Source organism: Mesorhizobium sp. WSM4311 (assembly GCF_002295115.1).
Lineage (GTDB): Bacteria > Pseudomonadota > Alphaproteobacteria > Rhizobiales > Rhizobiaceae > Mesorhizobium.
Genome location: NZ_NSFV01000003.1, coordinates 48,724 through 75,688, shown reverse-complemented (window position 1 = coordinate 75,688; position 26,965 = coordinate 48,724). Strand labels below are relative to the sequence as shown.

General features: G+C 62.1%; 22 protein-coding genes. 17 read left to right on the top strand and 5 right to left on the bottom strand.

Annotated features, from left to right (window positions below):
* Positions 1-3 precede the first annotated feature (3 nt).
* On the top strand, positions 4-969 hold the full coding sequence (locus tag CK226_RS07525; protein ID WP_095791497.1) for a glutaminase: 966 nt from the start codon (positions 4-6) through the stop codon (positions 967-969).
* Between the two features lie 107 nt (positions 970-1,076).
* Here the strand turns inward: CK226_RS07525 and CK226_RS07520 are convergent, their stop codons facing one another.
* On the bottom strand, positions 1,077-4,019 hold the full coding sequence (locus tag CK226_RS07520) for a ribonuclease E/G (protein WP_095791496.1): 2,943 nt from the start codon (positions 4,017-4,019) through the stop codon (positions 1,077-1,079).
* 650 nt (positions 4,020-4,669) lie between these two features.
* On the opposite strand from CK226_RS07520, the gene CK226_RS07515 reads away from it, so the two are divergent.
* From CK226_RS07515 to CK226_RS07485, 7 genes are all read left to right on the top strand, one after another.
* Positions 4,670-5,932, top strand: a complete 1,263-nt coding sequence (locus tag CK226_RS07515; RefSeq protein WP_095791495.1) for an N-acetylmuramoyl-L-alanine amidase — start codon at positions 4,670-4,672, stop codon at positions 5,930-5,932.
* A 214-nt stretch (positions 5,933-6,146) separates the two neighbouring features.
* Positions 6,147-8,603, top strand: a complete 2,457-nt coding sequence (locus tag CK226_RS07510) for a penicillin-binding protein 1A (protein ID WP_095770271.1) — start codon at positions 6,147-6,149, stop codon at positions 8,601-8,603.
* A gap of 126 nt (positions 8,604-8,729) precedes the next feature.
* Positions 8,730-9,861, top strand: a protein-coding gene (gene prfB / locus CK226_RS07505) for a peptide chain release factor 2 (protein ID WP_140892126.1) whose coding sequence is annotated in 2 segments (ribosomal slippage) — positions 8,730-8,795 and positions 8,797-9,861 — 1,131 coding nt in all. Because the reading frame shifts where the segments join, the coding sequence is not laid out codon by codon here.
* A gap of 305 nt (positions 9,862-10,166) precedes the next feature.
* Positions 10,167-10,538, top strand: coding sequence for a hypothetical protein (locus CK226_RS07500; RefSeq protein ID WP_095791825.1), 372 nt, complete (start codon positions 10,167-10,169; stop codon positions 10,536-10,538).
* A 104-nt stretch (positions 10,539-10,642) separates the two neighbouring features.
* Entirely contained in the window at positions 10,643-11,011 is a 369-nt protein-coding gene (locus tag CK226_RS07495) for a GFA family protein (protein ID WP_032933394.1), read from the top strand.
* A 127-nt stretch (positions 11,012-11,138) separates the two neighbouring features.
* Entirely contained in the window at positions 11,139-11,789 is a 651-nt protein-coding gene (locus CK226_RS07490; protein ID WP_095204385.1) for an OmpA family protein, read from the top strand.
* Between the two features lie 252 nt (positions 11,790-12,041).
* Positions 12,042-12,650, top strand: coding sequence for a hypothetical protein (locus CK226_RS07485; protein ID WP_095770268.1), 609 nt, complete (start codon positions 12,042-12,044; stop codon positions 12,648-12,650).
* A 229-nt stretch (positions 12,651-12,879) separates the two neighbouring features.
* Here CK226_RS07485 and CK226_RS07480 read toward each other — a convergent pair whose 3' ends face one another.
* Together CK226_RS07480 and CK226_RS07475 are read right to left on the bottom strand one after the other, a co-directional pair.
* Positions 12,880-14,007 (bottom strand): DegT/DnrJ/EryC1/StrS family aminotransferase, encoded by a 1,128-nt coding sequence (locus tag CK226_RS07480; RefSeq protein WP_095791494.1) that lies wholly within the window; start codon positions 14,005-14,007, stop codon positions 12,880-12,882.
* The gene (locus tag CK226_RS07475) at positions 14,004-15,677 is read right to left on the bottom strand and encodes a radical SAM protein (protein WP_095791493.1); all 1,674 of its coding nucleotides are present in this window, start codon (positions 15,675-15,677) and stop codon (positions 14,004-14,006) included. Before CK226_RS07475 ends, CK226_RS07480 begins: the two co-directional genes overlap by 4 nt.
* Before the next feature lie 111 nt (positions 15,678-15,788).
* On the opposite strand from CK226_RS07475, the gene CK226_RS07470 reads away from it, so the two are divergent.
* Genes CK226_RS07470 through CK226_RS07450 form a run of 5 tightly spaced genes read left to right on the top strand, consistent with a single transcriptional unit; the run spans position 15,789 to position 19,719 of the window.
* Positions 15,789-16,421, top strand: a complete 633-nt coding sequence (locus tag CK226_RS07470; RefSeq protein ID WP_210202228.1) for a class I SAM-dependent methyltransferase — start codon at positions 15,789-15,791, stop codon at positions 16,419-16,421.
* Positions 16,422-16,480: 59 nt separating this feature from the next.
* A complete protein-coding gene (locus tag CK226_RS07465; protein WP_095770264.1) occupies positions 16,481-17,149 on the top strand; it encodes an acetyltransferase in 669 nt (222 codons plus the stop codon).
* The gene (locus tag CK226_RS07460; RefSeq protein ID WP_142887693.1) at positions 17,149-18,099 is read left to right on the top strand and encodes a hypothetical protein; all 951 of its coding nucleotides are present in this window, start codon (positions 17,149-17,151) and stop codon (positions 18,097-18,099) included. The genes CK226_RS07465 and CK226_RS07460 overlap by 1 nt, the downstream gene beginning before the upstream one ends.
* Positions 18,100-18,109: 10 nt before the next feature.
* Complete coding sequence (locus CK226_RS07455) at positions 18,110-19,051, top strand: hypothetical protein (protein ID WP_095791490.1); 942 nt, start codon at positions 18,110-18,112, stop codon at positions 19,049-19,051.
* Positions 19,048-19,719: a WbqC family protein gene (locus CK226_RS07450; protein WP_095791489.1), complete on the top strand. Its 672-nt coding sequence runs from the start codon at positions 19,048-19,050 to the stop codon at positions 19,717-19,719. Before CK226_RS07455 ends, CK226_RS07450 begins: the two co-directional genes overlap by 4 nt.
* Positions 19,720-19,761: 42 nt before the next feature.
* On the opposite strand, the gene CK226_RS07445 is transcribed toward CK226_RS07450, so the two are convergent.
* Together CK226_RS07445 and CK226_RS07440 are read right to left on the bottom strand one after the other, a co-directional pair.
* Positions 19,762-21,354, bottom strand: coding sequence for a DEAD/DEAH box helicase (locus CK226_RS07445; protein WP_179296303.1), 1,593 nt, complete (start codon positions 21,352-21,354; stop codon positions 19,762-19,764).
* Positions 21,355-21,546: 192 nt separating this feature from the next.
* Positions 21,547-22,320 carry an NAD kinase gene (locus CK226_RS07440; RefSeq protein ID WP_095770259.1) on the bottom strand — a complete coding sequence of 258 codons (774 nt, stop codon included), beginning with the start codon at positions 22,318-22,320 and terminating at the stop codon, positions 21,547-21,549.
* Between the two features lie 352 nt (positions 22,321-22,672).
* Here CK226_RS07440 and CK226_RS07435 point away from each other — a divergent pair, with 352 nt between their 5' ends.
* From CK226_RS07435 to CK226_RS07420, 4 genes are all read left to right on the top strand, one after another.
* The gene (locus tag CK226_RS07435) at positions 22,673-22,837 is read left to right on the top strand and encodes a hypothetical protein (RefSeq protein ID WP_245317932.1); all 165 of its coding nucleotides are present in this window, start codon (positions 22,673-22,675) and stop codon (positions 22,835-22,837) included.
* A gap of 231 nt (positions 22,838-23,068) precedes the next feature.
* Complete coding sequence (locus CK226_RS07430; RefSeq protein ID WP_095791488.1) at positions 23,069-24,040, top strand: NAD-dependent epimerase/dehydratase family protein; 972 nt, start codon at positions 23,069-23,071, stop codon at positions 24,038-24,040.
* A 331-nt stretch (positions 24,041-24,371) separates the two neighbouring features.
* Positions 24,372-25,406, top strand: a complete 1,035-nt coding sequence (locus CK226_RS07425; RefSeq protein WP_095791487.1) for an extracellular solute-binding protein — start codon at positions 24,372-24,374, stop codon at positions 25,404-25,406.
* A gap of 96 nt (positions 25,407-25,502) precedes the next feature.
* Positions 25,503-26,930 carry an amidase gene (locus CK226_RS07420; protein ID WP_095791486.1) on the top strand — a complete coding sequence of 476 codons (1,428 nt, stop codon included), beginning with the start codon at positions 25,503-25,505 and terminating at the stop codon, positions 26,928-26,930.
* The last annotated feature ends 35 nt before the right edge of the window (positions 26,931-26,965 follow it).

The following is a 26,965-nucleotide window of genomic DNA, read 5'->3' as shown; positions in this document are numbered from 1 at the left end:
GCCATGCCGGAACTCGAACAGGCCACCAAACTCGAACAGGCCCCCAAACTTGATCAGGCATTGGCTGAGGTCGCCGCCGAAATGGCCGAACGCACCGATCGTGGCGATGTCGCCACCTACATTCCGCAATTGGGCAAGGTCGATCCAAGGAAATTCGGCATTGCCGCCGTCACCAATGACGGCCGCGTGCTGATGGCGGGCGATGCCGACCAGGCATTTTCGATCCAGAGCATCTCCAAGATGTTCACCTTGACGCTGGCGCTCGGCAATGTCGGCGACGCGCTGTGGAAGCGGGTAGGGCGCGAGCCTTCGGGCAACCCGTTCAACTCGATCGTCCAGCTCGAGCACGAGAACGGCATTCCGCGCAATCCGTTCATCAATGCCGGCGCCATCGTCATTTCCGACATACTGCTTGCCGGTCACCAGCCGCGCGAGGCGATCGGCGAGATCCTGCGCTTCATCCAGTTTCTTGCCGACGACGAGAGCATCATCATCGACCACGAGGTCGCGGCGTCCGAACGTGCCACCGGCTATCGCAACTTCGCGCTCGCCAACTACATGAAATCCTTCGGCAATCTTCATCATGCGCCGGAACTGGCGTTGGGCGTCTATTTCCACCATTGCGCCATAGCCATGAGTTGCCGGCAGCTGGCGATGGCCGGCCGCTTCCTCGCCAATGGCGGCAGGAACCCGGCGACCGGCCATTCCGTGGTGTCGGCCGAACGGGCGCGCCGGATCGGCGCCATGATGCTGACCTGCGGCCACTATGACGGCTCCGGCGATTTCGCCTTCCGTGTCGGCATTCCGGGAAAAAGCGGCGTCGGCGGCGGCATATTGGGCATTGTGCCGGGTGTGGCATCGCTTGCGGTGTGGTCGCCCGGTCTCAACGCCAACGGCAATTCCAAGCTGGGTTCGATCGCGCTGGAAAAGCTGGCCAGGATGATGAACTGGTCGATCTTCGCGCCTTAGCCAGCGTTTCGCCAACGGTTGGAACGCCCGATGTGAAAAATCCCGCGCCGTCTTTCGATCGGCGCGGGATTTTCTTATTAAAAAGCCACTTCAACCAGTTGAAAGGCCTAGAAAAAGCCCTTCCGCTGCCACCAGCCGGCGCGCTTCGGCTTTTCTTCGGTCTTGGCTTCCGGCTCATCGGCGACGGTCGAGGACACCACCGGCACCACCGGTGCATCGATTGCCGCGGGCTTGCGCCTGGACGGACGGGCCTTGGAAGGCTCTTCCGCAACGGGTGCAACCGCTGTCTCTTCAACAACCGCCACCGGTGTTTCGACCGGCGTTTCCGCGGCCGCTTCGGCGACGGTCGTTTCGGCCACGGCTTCGGCGGCTGCCTTCTTCGGCTTGGCTGCACGACGCGGCTTCTTGGGCTTCTCGGTGCTCGCCACCTCTTCGCTCACCGCGGCCACCGGCTCTTCCGTCGCGGCAGCAACAGCCACCGGCTCGATCGAGGCAGGCTCGCTTTCGGAAGCATCGGCTTCGGAAGCCTCGGTCGCCTCATTGGCGCTTGCCTCGGTCTCGCCTTCACCGTCTTCGCGACGGTTGCGCTTGCCGCCGCGCTTGCCGCGCCGGCGCTTCTTGCCCTGGCTGTCATCGGCGGCCTGCACCGCCTCGTCGGACGCGCTGGCAACGATCGGGGCGTCGTCGTCCTGTTCGCCGTCGTCATCGCCTGCCACGTCTGCCGCGCCGGCGAAATCGCCGGCCGGAGTGGAGGTGGATGCCCCGTCCGTCGGGGCGCCATGCTCGCGGTCGCGATCTCGCCCACCGCGCCGTCTGCGGCGCTTGCGACGCTTGCGGTCGCGGCCTTCGCCATCTTCGCTGCCGGCAGGCCGCGGCTGCTGCTGCGGCTGCTGGCGCGGCTGCTCGGCCTGGACCACGACCTCATCGTCTTCCTCGACGACGGCAATCTCGTCCTCGGGCTCTTCCGGCTCGACATAGGCCGGCAGGCTGCGCACCTCGACGAAGCCCTCGGGCTTCTCGGCCAGCGCGCCGCGGAAGATCGCGTAATGCTGCGCGCCAACCGTATCGTCGGCCTCGATGGTGATGGTCAGGCCGAAACGGCTTTCGAGTTCCACCAGCGTGCCGCGCTTGTGGTTGAGTACGTAGAGCGCGGTCGCCGCCGGCGTGCGCACGGTGATGTGGCTGCGCGAATCCTTGAGCAGGAATTCCTCGATCGCCCGCACCACCATCAGCGCGACGGAAGAATCGGACCTGACATGGCCGGTGCCGCCGCAATGCGGGCAGGGCTTCATGGTCGATTCCAGCACGCTGGCGCGGATGCGCTGGCGTGACATCTCCATCAGGCCGAAATGCGAGATTCGGCCGACCTGGATGCGGGCCCGGTCGTTCTTGAGGTGATCCTTCAACCGCTTCTCGACGGAGCGGTTGTTGCGGTTCTCCTCCATGTCGATGAAGTCGATGACGATCAGGCCGGCAAGATCGCGCAGCCTGAGCTGGCGGGCTACTTCCTCGGCCGCTTCCAGATTGGTGTGGAGGGCGGTGTCCTCGATCGAGTGCTCCTTGGTGGAGCGGCCCGAATTGACGTCGATGGCAACCAGGGCCTCGGTCTGGTTGATGATGATGTAGCCGCCGCTCTTCAACGTCACCTGCGGCTGCAGCATGCGGTCGAGCTGCGCCTCGATGCCGTTGCGCACGAAAATCGGCGTCGTATCGCGGAACGGCTGAACCACCTTGGCGTGGCTCGGCATCAGCATGCGCATGAAGTCCTTGGCTTCGCGGTAGCCTTCCTCGCCGGAGACAAGGATCTCGTCGATATCCTTGTTGTAGAGGTCGCGCACCGAGCGCTTGATCAGGCTGCCTTCCTCATAGACCAGGGCAGGGGCCGTCGATTGTAAGGTGAGGCTGCGGACGTTTTCCCAAAGCCGCATCAGATATTCGTAGTCGCGCTTGATCTCGGCCTTGGTGCGGCTCTCGCCGGCGGTGCGCAGGATGACGCCCATGCCTTGCGGCACTTCGAGATCGGCAACGACCTCCTTCAGGCGCTTGCGGTCGACCGCACTGGTGATCTTGCGCGAAATGCCGCCGCCGCGCGCCGTGTTCGGCATCAGCACCGAATAGCGGCCGGCAAGCGACAGATAGGTGGTGAGTGCGGCGCCCTTGTTGCCGCGCTCTTCCTTGACGACCTGAACCAGCAGGATCTGCCGGCGCTTGATCACTTCCTGGATCTTGTACTGGCGGCGCACCGGCTTGCGACGGTTGCGCACTTCTTCCAGAGCATCCTCGGCGCCGACCGATTCGACCTCGTGATCGTCGGGATGCAAGGACTGTACTTCCTCCAGCATGCCGCGATCATTGTCGCTGGATGTGGTTTCAGAGGCCTGTTCCGTCTGCGAGACAGGTTCGGAAATCACATCGCCTTCGACCGCGGCGGCGATCGATGTCGGACCACCCTCGCGGGTTTCGGTTTCGTCCTGCTCGGCGGAACCTTCATCATGGCCTGATGTATCGGCATGCCCCGAGGGATCTGAATGTTCCGATGTATCGGCTGCGTGTTCGATGATCTCGGGTGAAATCTCCTCGACAGCGATGTCGCCGCCGTCGTTGCCTTCGCTTGGCTCGCCGGAGCCTTCGCCTGCCTCGCCCGTATCGCGCTTGTGCTCACCGCGCTCGCGGCTCTTGCCGCCGCGCCGGCGTCCGCGCCGTCCGCGATCGCGGCTCTGGCGGTCATCGCCGTCACCATCCTCGTCCTCTTCGTCCTCGGCTTCCTGCGCTTCGGCGCGCAGCAACGCCTGACGGTCGGCGACCGGGATCTGGTAGTAGTCGGGGTGTATTTCACTGAAGGCGAGAAAACCGTGACGGTTGCCGCCATATTCGACAAAGGCTGCCTGAAGGGAGGGTTCGACGCGCGTTACGCGGGCGAGGTAGATATTTCCTTTGAGCTGCTTCTTGTCCTGGGATTCAAAGTCGAATTCTTCGATACGGCTACCGCGTACGACGACAACGCGTGTTTCCTCCGGGTGGGAGGCGTCTATCAGCATTTTGTTGGGCATTATTTCGTTTCCCCCCGGCAGCCGTCAGCCGCAGCTGGCGGGGTAAAGCCCGCTGCTGTGTGTCTGGAGAGTGGGTGCCGGATAATTGAATGTCCGCCGGACGGTGCCCGCGTGTCATGGCGGTGCCGCCCGCTGCCATACTGGCGCGGTTTGATGCGGACCTTTCCATGATTGCGCTTGAAGCCATCGTCACCAGCGGAACCTTTTGAACCAAAGCCCGGAAACCGGACCAGCTTGTTTGCTCATACAGAGCCGGCACGGGAACAAACCCGGCCGTTTTCCTCACGCAGGTGATTCCCCCGCCACGGGAGCACACCTGCGAAATTCGTCGCAATCACCTGAAGCCTTTTCGCGTGAAGCGAAAGGAGCCGCCTTTCATCTGACCCTGTAGCAGGAAGCTGCGGAGGAGGGCGGTTCCAGGATTGCAGTGATCCACTATCGCTTTTATGATTTGGCGGGGTGGAAGGCAACCCCGATTTCCGATGCCGGCAAAAAGCAGTTCCGTAACGTAAGCTTGGGTCCGAACCCTGCGTGAAAAGGCTTGGTTAACCTTCTCTGGATACCAATCGTTAATCGAGTTCGCGGCCTAACCGGCACTTCGACGAAACGAGCGGGCGCCTGGCGCCAAACCGGGAGCGACTGGAAGAGAGATGGGACTGGCAGACTTCACAGACAAGGGATGTCGTGTTGGCAGCCGGATTCTTGCCGCTCTATGCCTGTCGCTGCTGGTGGTGATTTCCCAAGCCTTTTTCTCCGTTGCCGACGCCGCCGATGCGCCGCTGGTGGCAAAAGGCTACAAGATGGCGGGCGATGCCACCAAGATGCGCATCGTCATGGATTTCGATCGCGAGCCTGATATCAAATGGTTTCTGCTGCGCGGACCCAATCGTCTGGTCATCGATCTGGCGAACACCAGGCTGGCCATCGACGCCAAGGATTTGAAGCCGCGGGGCCTGGTCAAGGGTGTGCGGCTGGGCGCGCTCGGCGAGGGCGTTTCCCGGCTGATCGTCACCGGCAAGGGGCCGTTCGCCGTCGACAAGCTGGATGTGCTCAAGAATGAGGACGGAACCGGCTACCGCATTGCCATCGACATGTCGGCCGCCTCCGAACGGGAGTTCGACGCCGCCCTTGCCAACCAGGCGCTGACCACCGGCTCGACGGTTTCGACCGACAAGGGCGGGCGGGTTGGCACCGGACCGGTCTCCAATCCCGGCCACCGCTTCACCGTCGTCATCGATCCCGGCCATGGTGGCGTCGACGGCGGCGCCGAGGGTCTGAACGGCACCATCGAGAAGAACGTCACGCTGGCCTTCGCCACGGAGCTGCGCGACAAGCTCGCGGCCATCGGCAAATACGATGTCTTCATGACCCGTGACACCGATGAATATCTGCGTCTGGACGACCGCGTGCGCATCGCCCGCCAGCATGAGGCCGACCTGCTGATTTCGATCCATGCCGATACGATCAGCGTCAAGGGCATCCGCGGCGCCACCGTCTACACCGTCTCCGACAAGGCGTCGGATCCCGAGGCGCAGGCGCTCGCCGACCGCGAAAATCTCTCCGATCAGTTCGCCGGCATGGTCATCAAGGACGACAATAAGGAAGTGACCGATATCCTGATCGACCTGATCCGCCGTGAGACGCACACCTTCTCGATGAGTTTCGCCCACACGCTGGTCGGCCAGCTGTCGACCAGCGTCGGTCTCATCAACAATCCGCAGCGTTCCGCGGGCTTCAAGGTGCTGAAGGCGCCGGACGTGCCATCGGTTCTGGTCGAACTCGGCTATCTCTCGAATGCCAAGGACGAGGCGCAGCTGCTTAACGCGGAATGGCGCGGCAAGGCGGCACAAAGCATCACCAATGCCGTTGCACTGTTCGCATCCGCCAGGGCCGGGGTCGGAACCGGAGGTTGACATGTCTTGCGGCGCCTGCAACCAGAGGCGGCGTTGCTGTATGACAACACCCGGTGCCTTTATTTTGCGGCGGGCGGTCACGAAGTCGGGCCTTGCCGTATTTTGTCCACATGGTGGCGACATGGGTTTTCGAATACGGATTGGGACCGGCTCGAAAGCTTGCGTGGAAGGCGGCTTCGTTTAGGAAATTCCCGAACCAAGGACTGGAGCGGGTATGATTCGTCTCATTGGCTATTTTTTCGGCATCGGCACGACGCTGGCCCTTCTGGTCGCGGCGGGCGTTGCGATTTACATCAGCCATCTGTCGAAGGATCTGCCCGACTACGAGGTGCTGGCCAAATACGAGCCGCCGGTGACCACGCGCATCCATGCCTCGGATGGATCGCTGATGGCCGAATATGCGCGCGAGCGGCGCCTGTATCTGCCGATTCAGGCTATCCCGGATCGCGTCAAGGCGGCCTTCCTGTCTGCGGAAGACAAGAACTTCTACAACCACCCCGGCATCGACGTGACCGGCCTTGGCCGCGCCATCATCGTCAACCTGCAGAATTTCGGCTCGGGCAGGCGCCAGGTCGGCGCCTCGACGATCACCCAGCAGGTGGCCAAGAACTTCCTGTTGACCGCGGACCAGACCTACGAGCGCAAGATCAAGGAAATGATCCTGGCCTTCCGCATCGAGCAGGCCTATCCCAAGGATCGTATCCTCGAGCTCTACCTCAACGAAATCTTCTTCGGTTTCGGCGCCTACGGTGTCGCCGGCGCGGCGCTCACCTACTTCGACAAGTCGGTGAACGAGCTGACCGTGGCCGAGGCCGCCTACCTGGCGTCGCTGCCGAAAGGTCCCAACAACTACCATCCCTTCAAGCATGCCGATCGCGCGATCGAGCGCCGCAACTGGGTCATCGACCAGATGGTCGAGAATGGCTACGTCACGCGCGAGGAAGGCATCAAGGCCAAGGCCGAGCCGCTCGGCGTGACGCCGCGCCGGACCGGCACCTATCTGTTCGCCGGTGAATACTTCACCGAGGAGGTGCGTCGCCAGATCATCGGCCGCTACGGCGAGAACGCGCTCTACGAAGGCGGCTTGTCCGTTCGCACCACGCTTGATCCGAAAGTTCAGCTCATCGCCCGCAAGGCGATGCAGAACGGCTTGATCAAATACGATACGCTGCGCGGCTATCGCGGGCCCGTGACGTCAATCGACGTGTCCGGCGACTGGGGCGTCCCGCTGGGCGCCGTGAAGGGATTGGAGGACGTCCCTGAATGGTCGCTCGCCGTCGTGCTCGACTCCTCGGCATCAGGCCTCTCGATAGGCCTGCAGCCCGCGCGCCAGGCATCGGGCGACATCGTCAAGGAACGGGTCGAAGGCACCGTCAGCAAGGACGACATGGGCTTTGCCATGCGCCATATGGTCGACGGCAAGACGGTCAAGGCCAAGTCGCCGGCCGATGTGCTGAAACCCGGCGACGTCATCTTCGTGCAGAAGAACGAAGGCTCCGACAATGCCTACAGCCTGCGCCAGGTTCCCGAGGTGGAAGGCGGCCTGATCGCCATGGATCCGCACACCGGCCGCGTGCTGGCCATGGTTGGCGGTTTCTCCTACGCGCAGTCCGAATTCAACCGCGCCACCCAGGCGATGCGTCAGCCGGGCTCCTCGTTCAAGCCGATCGTCTATTCGGCGGCGCTCGACAATGGCTATACGCCCGCCTCGGTGATCATGGACGGACCGATCACCATACAGAGCGGCAACACGACCTGGACGCCGAAGAACTATGACGGCACCGTCGCCGGGCCGGCAACCCTGCGCTCCGGCATCGAGAAGTCGCGAAACCTGATGACGGTGCGGCTTGCCAACGACATGGGCATGAAGCTGGTCGTCGAATATGCCGAGCGCTTCGGCGTCTATGACCATCTGGCGCCGTATCTGCCGATGGCGCTGGGCTCCGGCGAGACGACCGTCATGCGCATGGTTTCGGCCTATTCGATCATGGCCAATGGCGGCAAGTCGATCAAACCGTCGCTGATCGACCGCATCCAGGACCGCTACGGCAAGACCGTGTTCAAGCAGGATGAGCGTGGCTGCGAAGGCTGCAACGCGCCTGAATGGAAGAACCAGCCGGAGCCGGAACTGGTCGACAATTCCGAGCAGGTGCTCGATCCGATGACCGCCTATCAGATCACCTCGATGATGGAAGGCGTGGTCCAGCGCGGCACCGGCGCCACCATCGGCGAACTCGGCCGCCACATTGCCGGCAAGACCGGCACCACCAACGACGAAAAGGACGCCTGGTTCATCGGTTTCACGCCGAACCTCGTGGTCGGCCTCTACATGGGCTACGACACGCCGCGCGGCCTTGGTCATGGCGCCACCGGTGGCGGTCTCGCCGCTCCGATCTTCAAGGATTTCATGCGCGTGGCGCTGGACGGCACGCCCAATGTCGACTTCAAGGTTCCGGACGGCATGAACCTGATCGCCATCAATCGCAAGACGGGTATGCGTGCCGCGTCGGGCGATCCGGGCACCATCATCGAGGCCTTCAAGCCGGGCACCGGTCCCGCCGACAGCTATTGGGTGATCGGCATGGGCGCCGACGGCTCCAACGCGTCGGGCGGCGCACTGTCGCCGCAGGCCAACCAGGCCATCCAGGACGGCGGCGGCGGGCTCTACTGACGGGCCGGATGCGGATCGCTGGGCTGGCCTTGGGGCCGGCCCATTTCGCTTTACACATGGCGGCGCCGTCCCTATGTATCCCGCCGACCGAGGCGTCACTTCAGCAACAGGACAAAACACCAGGCCATGCGCGCGGAAACGCAGAATATTGTCGACGAGATCAGGCAGGCGATAACCCTGCTGAGGAGGCATCTTTGACTGGGATCAGGCCATAAAGCGGCTTGAATACCTGAATGTGCGGGCCGAGGACGCCAGCCTCTGGAACGAACCGCTGGAAGCCCAGAAGCTGATGCGCGAGCGCCAGGGCCTCGAGGAGGGCATTGCGGCGGTCAAGGGCCTGACCCAGGCGCTGGAAGACAATATCGGCCTGATCGAGCTCGGCGAGGAAGAGGGCGACGAGGGCGTCATCGCCGAGGCCGAGGCGGCAATCCGTTCGATGCAGGGCGAGGCCAAGGCCCGACAGGTCGAAACGCTGCTGTCGGGTGAAGCCGACGCCAACGACACCTATCTCGAAATCCATGCCGGCGCCGGCGGCACCGAAAGCCAGGACTGGGCCTCGATGCTTTTGCGCATGTACACGCGCTGGGCCGAACGCCGCCGCTTCAAGGTCGAGGTGCTGGAAGTGCATGACGGCGAAGAAGCCGGCATCAAGTCCGCGACGCTGATGATCAAGGGCCACAATGCCTATGGCTGGCTGAAGACCGAATCCGGCGTCCACCGCCTGGTCCGCATTTCGCCCTATGACAGCAATGCGCGCCGGCACACCTCCTTCGCCAGCGTCTGGGTCTATCCCGTCATCGATGACACGATCGAGATCGATGTTTCCGAATCGGACGTGCGCATCGACACTTATCGCTCGTCGGGTTCGGGCGGCCAGCACGTCAACACCACCGATTCGGCCGTGCGCATCACCCATATCGCCACCGGCATCGCGGTCGCCTGCCAGGCCGAGCGTTCGCAGCACAAGAACCGGGCGAAGGCCTGGGAGATGTTGCGCTCGCGCCTCTACGAGGAAGAGCTGAAGAAGCGTGAGGCCATCGCCAACGCCACCGAAGCCTCGAAGAGCGACATCGGCTGGGGCCACCAGATCCGTTCCTACGTGTTGCAGCCCTACCAGTTGGTCAAGGATCTGCGCACCGGCGTCGAAAGCACCAGCCCGTCGAGCGTGCTCGATGGCGACCTGGACGATTTCATGGAAGCCTCGCTGTCGCAACGCATCGAAGGCGGCGCGGGCGAGGCCGTGGCGGATCTGGACTAGCACCGTCCGCCACTAGGCCATAGCACCCGCTCGCACTTTCGTGGACCAAGCGGGTCCATCACTCCCGACGACTTGGCGTGGTCATGAAGGGCACGTTTGCGGCCTTGGGCGGCCAGCAACGGGCGCAGCCTCCACGCAGCAATTTCTTGCGCCGACTCACTTTTCGGCTCACCATTTGCGGCAGGAGGAGACAAAAGCATTTATGGCCGGTCGCGGCATATCTGCTGACCATTGGCCGCTGGGAAGACACGTTCCGGGAACGGGCAAGCGAAACGCTTGAAACCTCGTTTGAAAGGAGCGTTGCCATGTTTGCTGCCAGTTCCAGATCGGCCATCGCCGTTCCGTTGGTTGGCCAGCTTGTCCTTCCCTTTTGCGCGGTGGTCGCGCTCCTGTCGGCGCCGGCGATGGCGCACGACGCCAAGCCGACCGCGGCCAAGCCGCAAGGCTGGAGTTATCCGTTCGCCTGCTGCGCGAATTACGACTGCCGCGAGGTGTCGCAGACCTCGATCAGCGAGCGTCCGGAAGGCTATGTCATCAAGGACACCGGGGAGGTGCTGGCCTACAGCGACAGGCGCATCAAGGATTCGCCGGACGGCGAATACCATTGGTGCGCGCATGAGGCCGGATTGGATGCCGGCAAGACCATCTGCCTGTTCGTGCCGCCCCCGTCCTACTGAGTTCGCTGCCTGCTGTTCAGGGGCGGAGCCTGCAGGCAGTTGTCAGGATCGCTTCTTTATGGTGCCCTGCCGCGTGGGCGGCCGACAATGGAGAGGTGATGTTGATGACCATCAAGGGAAGCTGCCACTGCAAGGCGACGACATTCGAGGTTTCAGAGGCACCGGAAACGGTGACGCAATGCACCTGCTCGTTCTGCTCGAAACGCGGCTCGCTCTGGGCCTATTATACTCCGTCGCAGTTCAAGCTCATCACGCCACTGAAAAACGTCTCCTTCTATGAGTGGGGCTCGAAAACCGTGAAACATGGGTTTTGCGCCAACTGCGGCTGCGGCACGTTCACCGAGACGCCGGATTGGTCGACCGGCGAGCCGGATTTCGACAATCCGAAGATCAGCGTCAACTCGCGGCTGTTCGACGACTTCAATCTCGACAAGGTGGAAGTGGTGGTCATTGACGGCAAGAATCTCTGGTAACTGATCCTGGGAAAAGCCGTCGCGGGCGCTTTTCCCATTCCGTTTTTCGCCGCAATTCATGGTACAAGTCGCGGCAAGGGCTGATTTGGCGCCGTCGAAAAAGGCGCGACTTGGAGAGGGACCATCTATGAAGAAGACTGTGCTCGTCGTCGTGGCGACGGCTTTGCTGGTGAGCGCCTGCACCACTACCGATCCGTATACCGGCGACCAGAAGATTTCCAACACGGCCGCGGGTGCCGGTCTCGGTGCCCTTGCAGGTGCCAGCCTTGGTCTGCTTGCCGGGGGCAATGACCGCCGCAACGCGCTGATCGGCGCCGGCATCGGTGCGCTGGCCGGCGGCGCCATCGGCGCCACCATGGATCAGAACGAAGCTGAACTGCGCCGGCAGCTCGAGGGCACCGGTGTCAGCGTCACCCGCAGCGGCGACCAGATCATCCTCAACATGCCGTCGGACATCACCTTCAATGTCGATCAGGATGCGGTGAAGCCCGGCTTCTATCCGGTGCTGAACTCGGTTGCGCTGGTGCTGAAGAAATTCAAGCAGACCACGGTCGATGTTTTCGGTCACACCGATTCGACCGGCGGCGACCAGCACAATTTCGACCTGTCGCAGCGCCGCGCACTCGCGGTTGCCAACTATCTGTCCGGTCAGGGCGTCGATCAGCGCCGCTTCGCCGTCACCGGTTTCGGCAAGACGCGGCCGATCGCTTCCAATGCGACCGCCGCCGGCCGCGAGCAGAACCGTCGCGTCGAGATCCAGCTGTCGCCGCTCACCTGACGATCTGTTCGGCAAGCGAATGCGAAACGGCCCCCACATGGGGGCCGTTTCTGTTTAAGCGGACGTCCTGCGCTCTTTCGGATTGGTACGCCGGCGTATTAGCTAGTTCTAAATAACAAGTTCCCCGCAGCCGTGGAAAGGAATAGTATTGTCGCTGTTCCGGAGGGGATGAGGCGGTACTACTGGCCGCGCGATCAGCATTTTTTCCTGCCTCGGTCTTGCACGGCCAGATCAGAAATCTGGGAGGAATGCATGACAAGAACAGCCAGCCTTGGGCGCTGCGGCGTCCTCGCTTTGACAGGTCTCCTTGGCGCATGGTTGGGCGTCACTACGGCTCGGGCCGAGGACGCCAACAAGGCCGACATCGAAGCCTTGAAGAAATCTTTGGCCAAGTATGAAGACTACACCGCAGCTGTCCGCGACCTCTATCTGTCGACGGTCGGCTGCGTCTTCTACAGTGGCGAAAAGATACCGGGCTCGATGGATTACCCAAAAGGCGCCATGGGCGTCCATTTCGTCAACGTCCCAAGCGTCGGCCAGAAGCTCGACCCGATGAAGCCCAACGTGCTGATCTACGAGCCGACCAAGAAAGGCCTGAAGTTGGTCGGCGTGGAATGGCTGGTGCCGTTGACACCGGACACCAAGGAGGCTCCCACACTGTTTGGCCAGAAATTCATGGGCCCGATGGAGGGACACTACCCGCTCATCCCGAGGGAGTTCGTCCACTACGATCTTCACGCCTGGCTGTTCAGGGACAATCCGAACGGCATGTTCAGTCCGACGAATCCGAACGTGAAATGCAACAAGGCCGATTTTCCGATGCTGGAGAAGCCGACCAAGATGATGCCTGGGCCGATGTAGCGGCCGGCCAGGCCAATGCATGTCGGCGCTGAATTCGGTTGCGGTTGGTCCTGAAGAAGTTCCGCCAGACGACCGTCGACGTGTTCGGCCATACCGATTCGACGGCGGCGACCAGCACAATTTCAATCGGTCGTAGGGCCGGGTGCTGGCGGTCGCCAACTGTCTGTCCGGCCACAAAACGGCCCTTCGCGTGGGCCGTTTTTGTTGTAAGCCCACTTAAGATATTGCGTCAGCCCGCTGTCAGCGCGTCGATGAGAATGGAGCAGATACGCGAGATTGCTTCATCCGGAAGATCTGTCCAGCAAGGCAGGCCCAGTTGAGTCGCAACAAGCGCCTCGGTGGCCGGCAGTGGTACTCTGGGAAAATGTTCGAAGGCTGTGTGCCGATGCAGGCCGCCGCCCCACCATCGACGGACACCGATACCGGCTTGCGTCAGCACCATGAGCGCCCTTTCCATCGAACCCGACGGCAGGCCAACGGTAACGGTGGAGGATATCCAGCGTTCGCCGAATCCATCCTGCACGTTCAACCCGGAAGCCGAATCAAACGAGCGGCAATAGCCTCTGGCAACACGCTGGTAGGCGGCACGCGTAAGTGCCCAACCGTCCAGTGCGGCGAGGCCGACGGCCGCGCTGTACTCATTGAGCTTGCCATTCAACCCCGGCGATGCCGCCTCGCGCGAATTTGCAAAACCAAAATTGGCCCTCTTCACAATTTCGTCGATCAGAGCGCCGTCATCGGACGCGATGAAGCAACCTTCGCCAACGCCGAGTGCCTTGGTGGCATGCAGGCTGACGACTGCCGGAACCCGCGATGGCGTCAGTGAATCGAAGGCCGCGGCCGCGTCGATTGCCACGGCAAGACCGGTATCGCTCTTGAACCGATCCCAGTTCGCGGCATCCATCGGGCCACCGAATGGCATGACCGGCATGACGGCACCGACCTTGCCAGGAGCCTGACTGAGGAGTTGCATCGCCGCCTCTGGCAACAATTGCTGGGTGTCGAGGTCGACGTCGACAAGCCAGGGAACGAGCCCTGCGAGGACCGCCGCATGCGCGCTGGCGGCGAAGGTCCAGGACGGCATCATGCAGAGACTGCCGTTCGCCGGTTTCTGCGCCATCAGCGCCAGCGCCAACCCCAGCGTTGCGTTTGCCAGGCACACGACATGACCCACCGCGATCCGTGCCCTGAGAGCTTCCTGGAAGCGCTGATTTAGCGGACCGTTGTTGCTGTACCAGCGGTTCGCGTCGATCTCGCGCAGATAGGGCAGGATGTCGTCCGTCGTTGGCAGGCGCGGGCGGGCGACCGGGACATCAGGCGCTGGATCGGGATCGGCATCCCATAGTCTGCCCGTCATGAAGCTTTGCGACCGTCGGCAATCTTGGGCAGGTAAAGATCTTCATTGGCGGGCAATGGCCGCATCGTTTCGGGCCGGCTGCTGCCGATCTGGAACCAGATGCTGGTCTGCGAGATAACGTAGCAATGCCAATGCTCGATGCAAAGAAACACGAAGCTGCCGAATGGTATCGCCTCACGGCCACAGAGACGACGATTGCGGCGCCAATGCCTGACATAGGCGCTGCCAAGCGATATGGCCTGTCGCTTGGCAATCAGGGTTCCAAGAAGACGGGTGGCCGTCAGAGCGGCCGCAGCCAGTTCTGCGAGCCGGCCCATGCCGGAACGCTCTCTTCCAACCAACATCGCCTGGGCGGCCCGGCTGCGACGGAAGCCCGGCGATCCGGCATACCCGTCGACCAGGCGATCGAAATAGGCATCCGGCTCATACAGACGCCGCACCAACTTGTCGTAGCCGGCCTTGAGGACTTCGCGCGTCATGTTCTTGGGATGAAAACTGACATGAGGGTCACTGAGATCCAGCCGGCCTTCGGTCCTCAGCCGGTCGTAAAGTGGAGTCGTCGGGATCGGGCACAGGATGCTTACGGTAACCGGTGCGATGCCGCTTTGCTGAATGAACGCGAACTGCTCGTCGAAGATCGCTTCGTCATCGGCATCGAATCCAACGATGAAGCCGGCCTGAATCACCAGTCCCGCGCCGCGAATGCGTTGCAACTTCTCGATCATGGAGTCGCCGCGGACGTTTTGAACCTTCCTGGTTTCTGCCAATGACGAGGCGCGGGGCGATTCGATCCCGACAAAGACCTGGCGGAAGTTGGCCAGCCGCATCAGATCGAGCATTTCCTCATCGTCGGCCAGATTGATGCTGGCCTCGGTGGAGAAGACCAGCGGATAGTTGTTTGCCTGCTGCCAATCGATCAGGACGCGCAGCAACTCCTTGGCCTTGGCCTTGTTGCCGATAAAATTGTCGTCGACCAGGAAGCAGGTGCTGAATCCGGCTTTCACGATCGCCTCGCATTCGAGGATCATTTGCGCGGGCAACTTGAGGCGTGGGCGGCGACCGAAGATGGTTATGATGTCGCAGAATTCGCACAGGAAGGGACACCCTCGCGAGAACTGCAGCGATGCCACCATGTAGCGTCCGGATTTCAGCAGGTCGTATCGCGGCGTCGGCACGGTCTCCATGTTCGTTTTCGCGTCTTGCTCGTAACGCCGATGCACTGACTCGCCCAGGGCGAAAGCCGTCAGGAAGCGTGGCCATGTCTCCTCGGCTTCGCCGATGAAGCGCACGTCACAACGATCGACAAATTCCGGTTCCGATACCGAGACATAGGGACCGCCCACCACTGCGGTAACCGGAAGATCGCGGAGCCGATCGAGGATTTCGAACATGCGCTCACGCTGCACGATCATGCCGGTCACGCCAACGATGTCGAAGTCGCCGAGGTGCTCGAAATCGATGTCCTCGACGTTCTCGTCGACCAGGACGACATCGCAATGCTCTGGAGCAAGGGCCGCCAGTGCCGGCAAGGAGCCCGTCACGATCCAACTGCGCTTGCCGCCGGGTAGAATGGCGAGAACCTCATCGCGGGTCCAGATGGAGGGATGGAAGCGCGGATTGATGAGACAAATCCGAAGCCGGCGCGGCGAAGGGAGGTGCGAACTGCGCATCGTGTTGAGCCGATCTGACCGGAGTTACTGGGGGGCAGCGTTTCACGTCGTTGATGGCGTGGTATACAGGGCCATGTCGAACGTATACGGCAATTCCATGAGATATTACAATTGACTGATATTGGTCCGTACAGCGCGCTTGTTGCGCACTATGAGGCGTGTTTGGCGCGGCACGGAGACACATGTAAAGGAGTCGACTGGCCCGATGCCGAAGGGGCGGCGACGCGTTATCGCGTCATGGCAGAGGCGGTGCGCGAGCGCGACCCGATCGACCTGCTCGACTTCGGCTGCGGCGCTGGTCATTTCCTCGACTATTTGCGCCAGACTGATCGCAAGGTGCACTACCGGGGGCTCGATCTGTCGGCGCGGTTCGTTGACCTGTGCCGGCGCAAGTATCCCGGCGTGGCCTTTGATTGCCTGGACGTGATGCAGGACGGGGCGGCTGTGCCCGAGGCCGACTACATCATCATGAACGGTGTCTTCACGGAGCGTTGCGGCATTGCCTACGAGACGATGTTCGATGCCATGACTGGATTGCTGGCAAAAATGTTCCCGCATGCTCGCAAGGGAATGGCCTTCAACCTGATGTCGAAACACGTCGACTGGGAGCGCGAGGATCTCTTTCACGTGCCCTATGACCAGATTGGCCGCTTCGTCGTCAGTCAATTGTCGCGCCATCACCTTATCCGCGCCGACTACGGACTCTACGAATACACTGTTTACGTCTACAAGGCTGCCGAATAGCCGGACATCCACGGTGATGACGAGTAGACCAGGGATGCAAGGTAGGGCGCGGGGGCGGCATGGCGGACGTGGTGATTTTTGGGGCAGGGCAGCTCGCCGAAGTTGCCAAGGCCTATCTCGACAGATTCGGCGAGGATCGTGTCGTTGGGTTCACCGTCGACGAAGCCTTCCTCACGCAAGCCGAGTTCAAGGGCCTTCCCGTGGTCGCCTGGGAAAGGCTTGAGGAGCGCTTCCCGCCTGATGCCGTCAAGCTGCTCGGTCCGCTCAGCTACCAGAATCTCAACGAGTTCCGCAAGAACAGGCACAGGGAGGGCAGGGCGCGCGGATACGCCTTTGCGCGGTTTATCCATCCCTCGACCCACAATATGGCGGAGACGGTTGGCGACAACTGCTTCATTCTGGAAAACTGCACGCTGCAGCCGTTTGTTCGCCTCGGCGAGGGTATCATCATCTGGAGCGGCAGCCATGTGGGTCATCACTCCATCATCGAAGACTTCTGCTTCGTGTCGTCGCTGGTGGGATTAGCGAGTGGTGTCCGTGTCGGTACGTGCAGCCTGATCGGTGGCCAGGTCGGCGTCGACAACGGCATCACGATCGGCGCGGGAAGCTACATCGAGTCCCGTTGCATGATCCGGCGCGATGTGCCGCCCAACAGTGTGGTTCGTCATCCCGCGGATCTGCCGAAGCCTTATTCCAGCGCCCGTATCAAGTCGATGAAGTTCCGCTGATGCCCGACCGTCAGAGGAAATGGACCCGGCGGGGATTGCTGTCGGTAAAGGCGGGACAAGGGTGGTGGGCCAGTCACGCACAGTCCCCAACGGTCCTTGCACTTTCGCCCCGGCTTTGGCGCATCTATTTCGCCGGGCGCAGCAGCGACAACCGGTCATCCATTCTGGCCGTCGATGTCGACCCGGAAGACGGCATGGGTGTGTTGGACGAGCATCTCGATCCACTCCTGGAGTGGGGCCCGCCAGGGAGTTTCGACTGCACCGGGCTGGGGCCGTCTTGTGCGCTGATGATCGGCGGGCGCGTGCATCTCTACTATTCCGGTATCTATCCCCGTCTCGACGTCCGCTCCCAGACAGCGATCGGGCTCGCTGTCAGTGATGATGGGCTGAGTTTCGAGAGAGCATTTGCCGGGCCGATCCGTAGCATCAGCCCGGCTGATCCCTATTTCGTTTCGACGCCCTTTGTCAGTGCGGTCGAGGGCGGCTATCGCATGTGGTACACCAGCGGTGTCGGCTGGACCGAGACCAAGGGTATGCTGGAGCCGGACTACGTCCTTCGCACCTGTTTTTCACCAGATGGCATGCTGTGGGAAACGGGCTCGAGCGTCGTCCTGTGCGACGATCTTGATGACGGTATCAGCCAGACGCGTCCCTGGATCACACATGAGGCTGATGGCATGCGCCTGTGGTACAGCAGGCGCGGGCGGGACTTTCGCGCCAGCGGCAAAGAAGCTTACCGACTGTTTTCCCGTGGCATGGACGCCCGGAACGGAACCGTCGGTGGAGCCGAGCCTGTGATCTTCAGCAATCCGCCGGCCGCCGGCGAATTCGACAGCTCGATGCAGGCCTATTGCTGCATCATGCAGCGCCCCTCCGGCGACGTGATGTTCTACAATGGCGACAGGTTTGGCGAGGCCGGAATCGGCTGGGCAACCCGCGATTTGACCTGAGCAGGCCCGAATGACTTTCGAATTTCGAATCCCGATCCTGCCCGAACAGGAGTTTTTTTCGAACGTCAAGCTGGCCGCCTTGTCGCTAGCCAGTCTCGGCGGCGCCTATGCCGCCGCTCCCATTGTGGTCTCCGTCGGGGGGCATGCCGACTTCAGTGAAATCAGTGCCGTCAATCGATGGTCATCGACCTACCCGGTGACGTGGCGTCCCGTGCCTCACGCTGTCAGCGATCGGGGCTTTTCCTCGGGCTTCGACCGTTATGCCGAACCGCCACGCGGCGACGTCATCATCCTTGTGGACGCTGACGCCTGCCTGATGCGGCCTATCGACGGCCTTCTGCAAAGCATGCGCGACGCCGACCGTCCTAGCGTGGCCGGGCTGCCGGCGCATTTCTCGCCATTCTCGAGAAATGGCGCGGAAAATGACGCGGCGTGGCGCCGACTTCTCGGGGCATTCGGCTTCGCAGACACGCCCCTGACCTTCCGATATTCCCAGTCGCCGGATGAAGCGTTCGGTGGCTGCCCGCCGTATTTCAACTATGGTTTCGTCGTCTTCAACAAGATGGCATTCACCGCAATTCAGCCGTTGATCCGCCCGCTGACGGCGCGTGTATTGGACTATTTGAAGGATACACCCTCCATCTTCTTTTCTGCCCAGATCGCGCTGTCAATGGCGATCCTGACGGTTGGAGCCGATCCTTTGCCGCTTGGGCCGGAGTACAACTGCCCGAACTCGGACGAGATGCTGGCGCACGGGCTGCATGACGCGGCTGACATCAGGGTGCTGCATTATCTTCGCCGCGAGCAGTTCGACCGTCACAGCTTCCTGTGCGACCGCGCTGAATTCGACGCCTTCTGCAACACGTCATTCGCATCTCCGGTTCTGCAAGCCTTCCAGCGGCACGTTCGAAGCCTGCCTCATCTCTTCTATGGCGAAGGGGAAACACAGTGACGGACAAGCTCACCATTGCTGTCATGCAGCCATACTTCTTCCCCTATGCGGGTTATTTCCGCCTGATGGCCACGAGCGACATCTTCGTTGTTTTCGACGATGTCCAGTTTGCGCGCCGGGGAAGGGTGCACCGCTGCGAAATGACGCCGGGACACTGGCTGACATTGCCGGTTGCGCCGATGCCTTTCGACGCGCTGATAAAGGACCTGCGCTGGGCGAACGATGCCCGAACCACCTTGGACAAGCGGCTGGCTTTCTTCGGCCTGCCATGCCAAGCGCGGACGCCAGCGGCAGAGCAGATCAACGGCCACCTGACCGGGTCCCTTGGTGACGTGACAGATTTTCTCGAGGAAGGTCTTCGGCTAACGGCCGATGCGCTTCAGTTCAGACCGGACGTCGTACGCAGCTCCCGCCTCGGCATCGATCCTGCCTTGCGTGCACAAGCCCGCGTGATCGCCATCGTTCAGGCACTTGGCGGCCAGCGCTACATCAATGCTCCGGGCGGACGCAGCCTCTATTCACGCGATGCCTTTCAGCAAGCAGGTATAGATCTTCGATTTCTCGTGCCCTATGCAGGAAGGTTCCCGCACATCTTGCCTGCCTTGCTAGGCAACGGCCTTGCCGACCTTCGCGATGATATCCGAAAGACGTGCCAATTTGCCAAGTGATCGTTTGCCGATCGCTTGGCGGTTATTTCAGGCTTGGCCCAGTCAGACCTTGGCGACGATGCGCATGAAGGCAGGCATGTCGTCGCCGAAGCCAACGGTGGTGTCGTTGTCTTCCTGGTGGCGATGGCGGGCAGGACGGCTGTTGTCTCGCTGCGGCCTGGTGTCACCGCGTTCCGGTGCGCGCTGTTCGTTGCGATCGGAGGATTTGCGTTCGGTGTTTTCCGAACGGATCGCGTCCTTGCGTGCGCGCCGCTCGCTGATATCGGCGACGCCCGTCCCAGTCACATCGGGCTGTTCTTGCTGTGCGACCACGGTCGAGGCGTCTTCCTCGCTGTGTCTGGCACGGCGTTCGCCGCCCTTCTTGCGCTCGCCTCTGTCCTTGCGATCGTCGTCCTTGCGGCCGGCGCGGCGCGGCGCGCCTTTGCCACGGCGCGGAGCGTCGTCCTCGCCGCCTTCGCTGGCCACGACCGTCGACAGGTCACCGTCATGCCATTCGATCTTGTTGCCGATCAGCCGTTCGATGGCGTCGATATATTTGGTGTCGGACTTCGTCGCGATGGTGAAGGACTTGCCGGAGCGACCGGCGCGGCCGGTACGGCCGATGCGGTGGACATAGTCCTCGGCATGGATCGGCACATCGTAATTGAAGACATGGCTGACATCGGGGATGTCGAGGCCGCGCGCGGCGACGTCCGATGCCACGAGGTAGCGCAGCTTGCCGTCACGGAAATTGGCCAGCATCTGCATGCGCGCGCGCTGGTCCATGTCGCCATGCAGGGCGCCGGCATCGAAATCATGCTTCAGCAGCGAGCGGAACAGCTCCGACACTTCGACCTTGCGGTTGCAGAAGATGATGGCGTTCTTCAACTCAGCGTCTTCGGCCTTGATGAGGTTGCGCAACGTCTCGCGCTTGTCCCAGGGCTTCGAGCCTGATTTGACCAGCCGCTGTGTGATGTTGGTGGCGGCCGACGCGGCCTTCGAAACCTCGACACGCACGGGCGCGTGCAGAAACTTTTCCGTCAGCTTGGTGATTTCCGGCGGCATGGTCGCCGAGAAGAACAGCGTCTGCCGGGTGAACGGGATCATCTCGCAGATGCGTTCGATATCGGGAATGAAGCCCATGTCGAGCATCCGGTCGGCCTCGTCGATGACGAGGATCTCGACGCCGTTGAGCAGAAGCTTGCCGCGTTCGCGATGGTCGAGCAGACGGCCAGGCGTCGCGATCAGCACGTCGGCGCCGCGCTCCAGCTTCTTGTCCTGCTCGTCGAACGACACGCCGCCGATCAGAAGCGCGATGTTGAGCTTGTGATTCTTGCCGTATTTGACGAAGTTTTCCTCGACCTGCGCGGCAAGCTCGCGCGTCGGTTCGAGAATCAGCGTGCGCGGCATACGGGCGCGGGCGCGGCCCTTTTCCAGCCGGGTCAGCATCGGCAGCACGAAGGAGGCCGTCTTGCCGGTGCCGGTCTGGGCTATGCCCAGCACGTCCTTGCCGAGCAAGGCGTGCGGGATGGCCCCGGCCTGGATCGGTGTCGGCTGCGTGTAGCCGGCATCGGTAACTGCGGAAAGCACCTTCGGCGACAGGCCGAGGTCTGAAAAGGTCAACGCTTCTTGAGCGATCGTGGTGTCTGAGGACAAGTGTTGTTGTCTTTGGCTGGTTCGGGGAGGCGCAACGTTATTCGTCGCGGCAAGCGCCACGCGCTTGCAAGATTGGCATTGCGATTAGGCGCAAGTCCGCGATTTGTCAACAGAAACGGGCGGGATTGGCGCGATTGTGAAGCTGTAACCTTAATCGCGATGCTTAATCCGGCCGCTTGTCTCTGTGTCGGCTCAGTAACGGAACTGCTCGGCAAGGATGCGCTCGTTCCAGGAGTGATTGGGGTCGAACAGCAAGGTTGCGGTCGCCGCCGGCGACTCCCGCACCGTTACCGAGGTCACCGCCTTGACCTCCGTGTGGTCCGCCGCGGCGTTTACCGGCCGCTTTTCCGGCTCCAGAATATCGAAGCGCACGGTCGCCTTGTTGGAGAGCAATGCGCCCCGCCAGCGGCGCGGGCGAAACGGGCTGACCGGCGTCAGTGCCAGGAGCGGTGCGTCGAGCGGCAGGATCGGGCCATGCGCTGAAAGATTGTAGGCGGTGGATCCCGCCGGCGTCGCGATCATGACGCCATCGCAGCTGAGTTCCTCGAGCCGTATCTGGTCATCGACGCTGATGCGGATCTTGGCCGTCTGGTAGGATTGGCGCCACAGCGCAACCTCGTTGATCGCCAGCGCCGAGACGGTTTCGCCTTCCGAGGTGACGGCCAGCATTTCCAGCGGCCGGATGGTTTCGGCGACCGCGGCCGCGATACGCTCGGTGAGCCCTCCGGAACGGTACTCATTCATCAGGAACCCGATGGTGCCACGGTTCATGCCGTAGACCTTCTTTCCCGTTCCCATCGTGTCGCGCAAGGTCTGCAGCAGGAAGCCGTCGCCGCCCAGGGCCACCACGACCGCGGCCTCGGCGACCGGACACTGGCCATAGCGTGCCGACAGACTTTCCAGCGCCGCCTTGGCGTCTGCTGTGTCGGACGAGACGAAGGCGATGCTGTTGGCGGCTGTGCTCATGGCTCCCCGATCGCGACCGATTGGCGCCGGCAGGTCTGGCCGCGCCCGGGCCGGGGTAGCACGGGGCGGGCAGGTCTGCAAAGAGAGCCGTTGCGCCGGCACGCTAGGCATGCCGCGCGAGCATCGACAGAACCTGCGGATCGCGCTTCATGACAGGGCGCGAGCGATTGTGATGGTTAAGGCGGGGCTTAAAGTCTCGTAAAGGCGGAACGATCATGTTAGCCGGCATGAATGGCGTGGGGGCGCCCGCAGCACCGCTCTATCCTTCGGATGCCAAAAGGACGCTGCGGCAGTTTTGATTTGTGCGCATTCCTCCTCCGGGGACACGCACCAGCCAGACGAGGCCGACATATTGCCGGTAGCACGCCTGATCATCGTCTTTCTCATGCTGGGTAGCTTCGCGCTGGTCTTCGCCGAGCTTGTGCGCCAGTCGGAAAATATGAGCATGAGACCGCTGCCGACAGCGTCGCGCTGCGGCGATGCCGCCGGAATGCCTTGCCCGCAACGGGCACTGTAGGTCGCCGGAATACGCCACTCGTCCGTAGATACCGCCGACGCTCGGCCCATCCCTAGCGACAGTTTCATGCCTGGGCGACCGGAGCCCTGGCTGGCGCAAGTTTGATCGTTGCAATTGCGGCATCGACGAAAGCACTGGTAGAAGACGTGTCGTATCCGGATAGGACCGTGTCGTTCTGGAAAACAAGCGTTGCGGCGGGTTGACCGGCCGTGTTTCTAAAGGGGAGCGCGCATGCCGCGCAGCGTGTTGGTTTCTGGTGGCTGCGGCTTTCTTGGCTCCCATCTTGTCGATCGTCTGCTGCGGCGTGACGATCTGGAAACGCTGGTCGTCGTCGACAATCTGTGGACCGGATCGCGCGACAACATTGCCCATGTCTCGGACCCGCGGCTCAGCCTGCGGATTGCTGATGCCGAGACCTTCACGACCAGCCAGCATTTCGATGAGATCATCCATCTGGCGTCACCGGCTTCGCCCGTATGGTACATGCGCGAGCCGGCGCGCACGATCAAAGCCAATATAGGCGGCGCGCTCAATCTCCTGTCGCTGCTCAGGCCCGGCGGTCGCTTCTGCTTCGCCTCGACCTCGGAGGTCTATGGCGATCCCCTGATGTCGCCGCAACCGGAGAGCTACCGGGGATCCGTGGACTGCACCGGGCCAAGGTCCTCCTATGACGAGAGCAAGCGCTGCACGGAGGCGCTGCTTTTCGAGGAGCAACGTGTCAGCGGGCTCGATGTGCGCGTCGTCAGGCTGTTCAACACCTATGGGCCGCGAACGCGCATCGATGACGGCCGCGCGGTTTCGAATTTTGTCTGCCAGGCCCTGACCACGGGAATCCTGACTGTCCATGGCGACGGCTCCCAATCGCGCAGTTGGGGGTATGTGGACGATATCGTCGACGGCCTGGAGCGTTTCTTTTGGCGCGACAGCATCACATACCGGGGACCCCTGAACATCGGCAACAATCGCGAGGTCTCGGTTCTCGGTATCGCGAAATTCGTCTGCTCGCTTGTTCAGGGCAGCCGCATCGAACACCATGCGCCAATTCCGCAGGATCCGACAAACCGCTGCCCGGACTTGACCCTGGCAAGGCAGGTTCTTCCTGGATGGGAGGCGACGACCAGCTACGAGGAAGGGATCCGGCGCACCTTCGAGTGGTACCGGCGACGGATTGTGACTAGGGACAGATCGGCGGCAAGCGCCTGAAAAGCCGAAACTCCGGGCGCCCGTACCGAGCGCGAAAGAGATACCCATGCCGCCTGCCATCGGCTCGCAGCTTGCTACGTTATCAGGACAACTGGGCCAGCCGCGGCGATCTCTGCGAAAAGATATTGACTGTATAGTTAGTTATAATTAATCCTGGCGCAGACCACCAAAGTTGGCCAGCTGGGCATCCGCCGGTGAATGGTCGCGAAAAGGGGAATATTTTGACAGCCAGCCGGCCCGCCTGGGGCCGAAGGGCACAGCCACGCTTGTTCATCAGCAGGAGACGGACCGAGGCGGCGACGCAGCCGGTCCCAAAAATGGGAGCACTAGCATGAACTGGAAACTGACCGCGGCGGCCGTCGGGCTTTCGCTGCTCGCCGCAGCCGGCGTTGCCCGCGCCGATGGCGAACTCAACATCTACAATTGGGGCAACTACACCAGCCCGGACCTCATCAAGAAGTTCGAGGAGACCTACAAGGTCAAGGTCACCGTCACCGACTATGATTCCAACGACACCGCATTGGCCAAGGTCCGCCAGGGCGCGTCCGGCTATGACATCGTCGTGCCGTCGGCCAGCGTCGTGCCGGTCTGGATCAGCGAAGGTCTGCTCCTGGAGACCGACCCCAACAAGATGGAGAATTTCAAGAATGTCGATCCGCGATGGGTCGATGTTCCCTTCGATCCGGGCCGCAAATACACGGTTCCGTGGCAGTGGGGCACGACAGGCATTTCGGTGAACAAGTCGGTCTATTCCGGCGATCCGAACACCTCGGCGATCTTCCTCGACCCGCCGCCGGAGCTTGTCGGCAAGATCAATGTCGTGCCCGAAATGGGGGACATCATGTTCCTCGCCATCGCCTATGAGGGCGGCAAATATTGCACCAACGACATGCAGGTGCTGAAGAAGGTGCACGACAAGCTGGTCGAGGCGAAGGCGAAATGGCTTTCGCTCGACTACGCGGCCGTCGACGGCCTGGGCCGGGGCGACATCGCCGCCGGCGTCAACTGGAACGGCATATCGCTGCGCGAGCGGCTGCAGAACGACAAGATCGTTTACGGCTATCCCAAGGAAGGTTTTCCGATCTGGATGGACAATGTCGCCGTCCTCAAGGACGCCAAGAATGTCGAGAACGCCAAGCTGTTCCAGAATTTCATCATGGACCCGAAGAACGCCGCGATGATCTCGGCTTTCGCCCGCTACGCCAACGCCATCAAGGGCTCCGAGGCTTTCATGCCGGACGACATGAAGACGGCGCCGGAAGTGGACGTTCCGGCTGAATTTGCCGCCAAGGGTCAGTTCATGCCGGCCTGTCCATCGGATGTGCAGGCGCTCTACACGAAGATCTGGACCGACCTCCAGAAATAGCGTCGCCGGACCAACCCAACCACAGTCACCGGGCCGCGACCCGCGGTCCGGCACCCTTCATGCCAGGAGCGGTCTCGCGATCGCGGGAGATTTCCGATGTCCGATCTCGACCTCTGCTACATGCCGGCCCACGAGGCGCTGCGGCTGTTCAAGGCAAAGAACCTCTCGCCCGTCGAACTGATGCAGGCTACCATTCGCCGCGCCGAAGCCACCAGATCGGCGATCAACTGCTTCACCTTCACGCATTTCGAGGAAGCGATGAAGCTGGCCGCCCGGGCCGAGGCGAAATACGCCAGGGGCGCCAGGACCGGCGCGCTGGAAGGCCTGCCGATCGGCATCAAGGATGAGAGCTACATCAAGGGCAAGCCGACCTCGCATGGCTCGCTGCTGTCCAGGGACGCCATAGGCGGCCACACCTCGACGATGAACGAGCGCATCATGAGGGCCGGCGGCATCGTGCATGCGCGCACGGCGACGCCAGAATTCAGTTGTGCCGGATACACCTGGTCGAAGCGGTGGGGGGTGACGCGCAATCCGTGGAATCGCGATTTCACGCCGGGCGGCTCTTCGGGCGGCGCTGCGGCAACGCTCGCTTCCGGAACATCATCGATCGCCACCGGTTCGGACATTGCCGGATCGATCCGCATTCCGGCCTCGGCCTGCGGTCTCGTCGGCTACAAGCCGCCTTACGGTCGCAATCCCGACGAGCCGCCCTTCAACCTCGATTTCTACTGCCACACCGGGCCGCTGGCGCGAAATGTCAGGGATGCCATCCTGCTGCAGAACGTCATGGCCGGACCGAGCCCGCTCGACATCGCCACGCTGCGCCCCAAGCTGCGCCTACCGCTCGACTACAAGCCGATCAAAGGCTGGAGAATAGCCTTTTCCATGGATCTCGGTTCCTTCGAGGTCGACCCCGACGTGCGCAAGAATACGCTCGCCGCCTGCGATGTGTTCCGTTCGCTCGGCGCGACGGTCGAGGAAGTCGATCTTGGCTGGGACGACGGGGTGCTCAAGGCCGGGATGGCCTATCTCGAGCACCTGTTCGGCGCGTCGCTGTCGCAACTGCTTGCCGAGCACGCCAGCGACATGACCAGCTATGCCCGGCGGTTTGCCGAGGACGGGCAAAAGTCCAAGGCCACCGACTTCGTCGCGACGCTGGACGTGGCGGCCAGGATGTACCAGACGCTCGGCCCGCTGCTGGAGACCCACGATGTGCTGATCTGCCCGACAAACGCGCTGCCCGCGGTGCCGGCGGAGTTCGACCAGACCAGGGACACGGTCGAAATCAACGGCAGGGAGGTGAACCCTTCGCTGGGCTGGGTGATGACGACGCCGTTCAACATGCTGAGCCGTTGCCCTGTTCTGTCCATACCGTCGGGCCACGCCGCAAGCGGCGTGCCGACAGGCATCCAGATCGTCGGCCGCACCTATAGCGATGCCGATGTCTTCCGGGCCGGATTGGCCTATGAAACGGCCCGGGGGCAATGGTATGGGAGCACCGGGACGCGCCCATCGCTCTGAGCGATTTCGCGATGAGCCGGCGTGCCATATGGCAA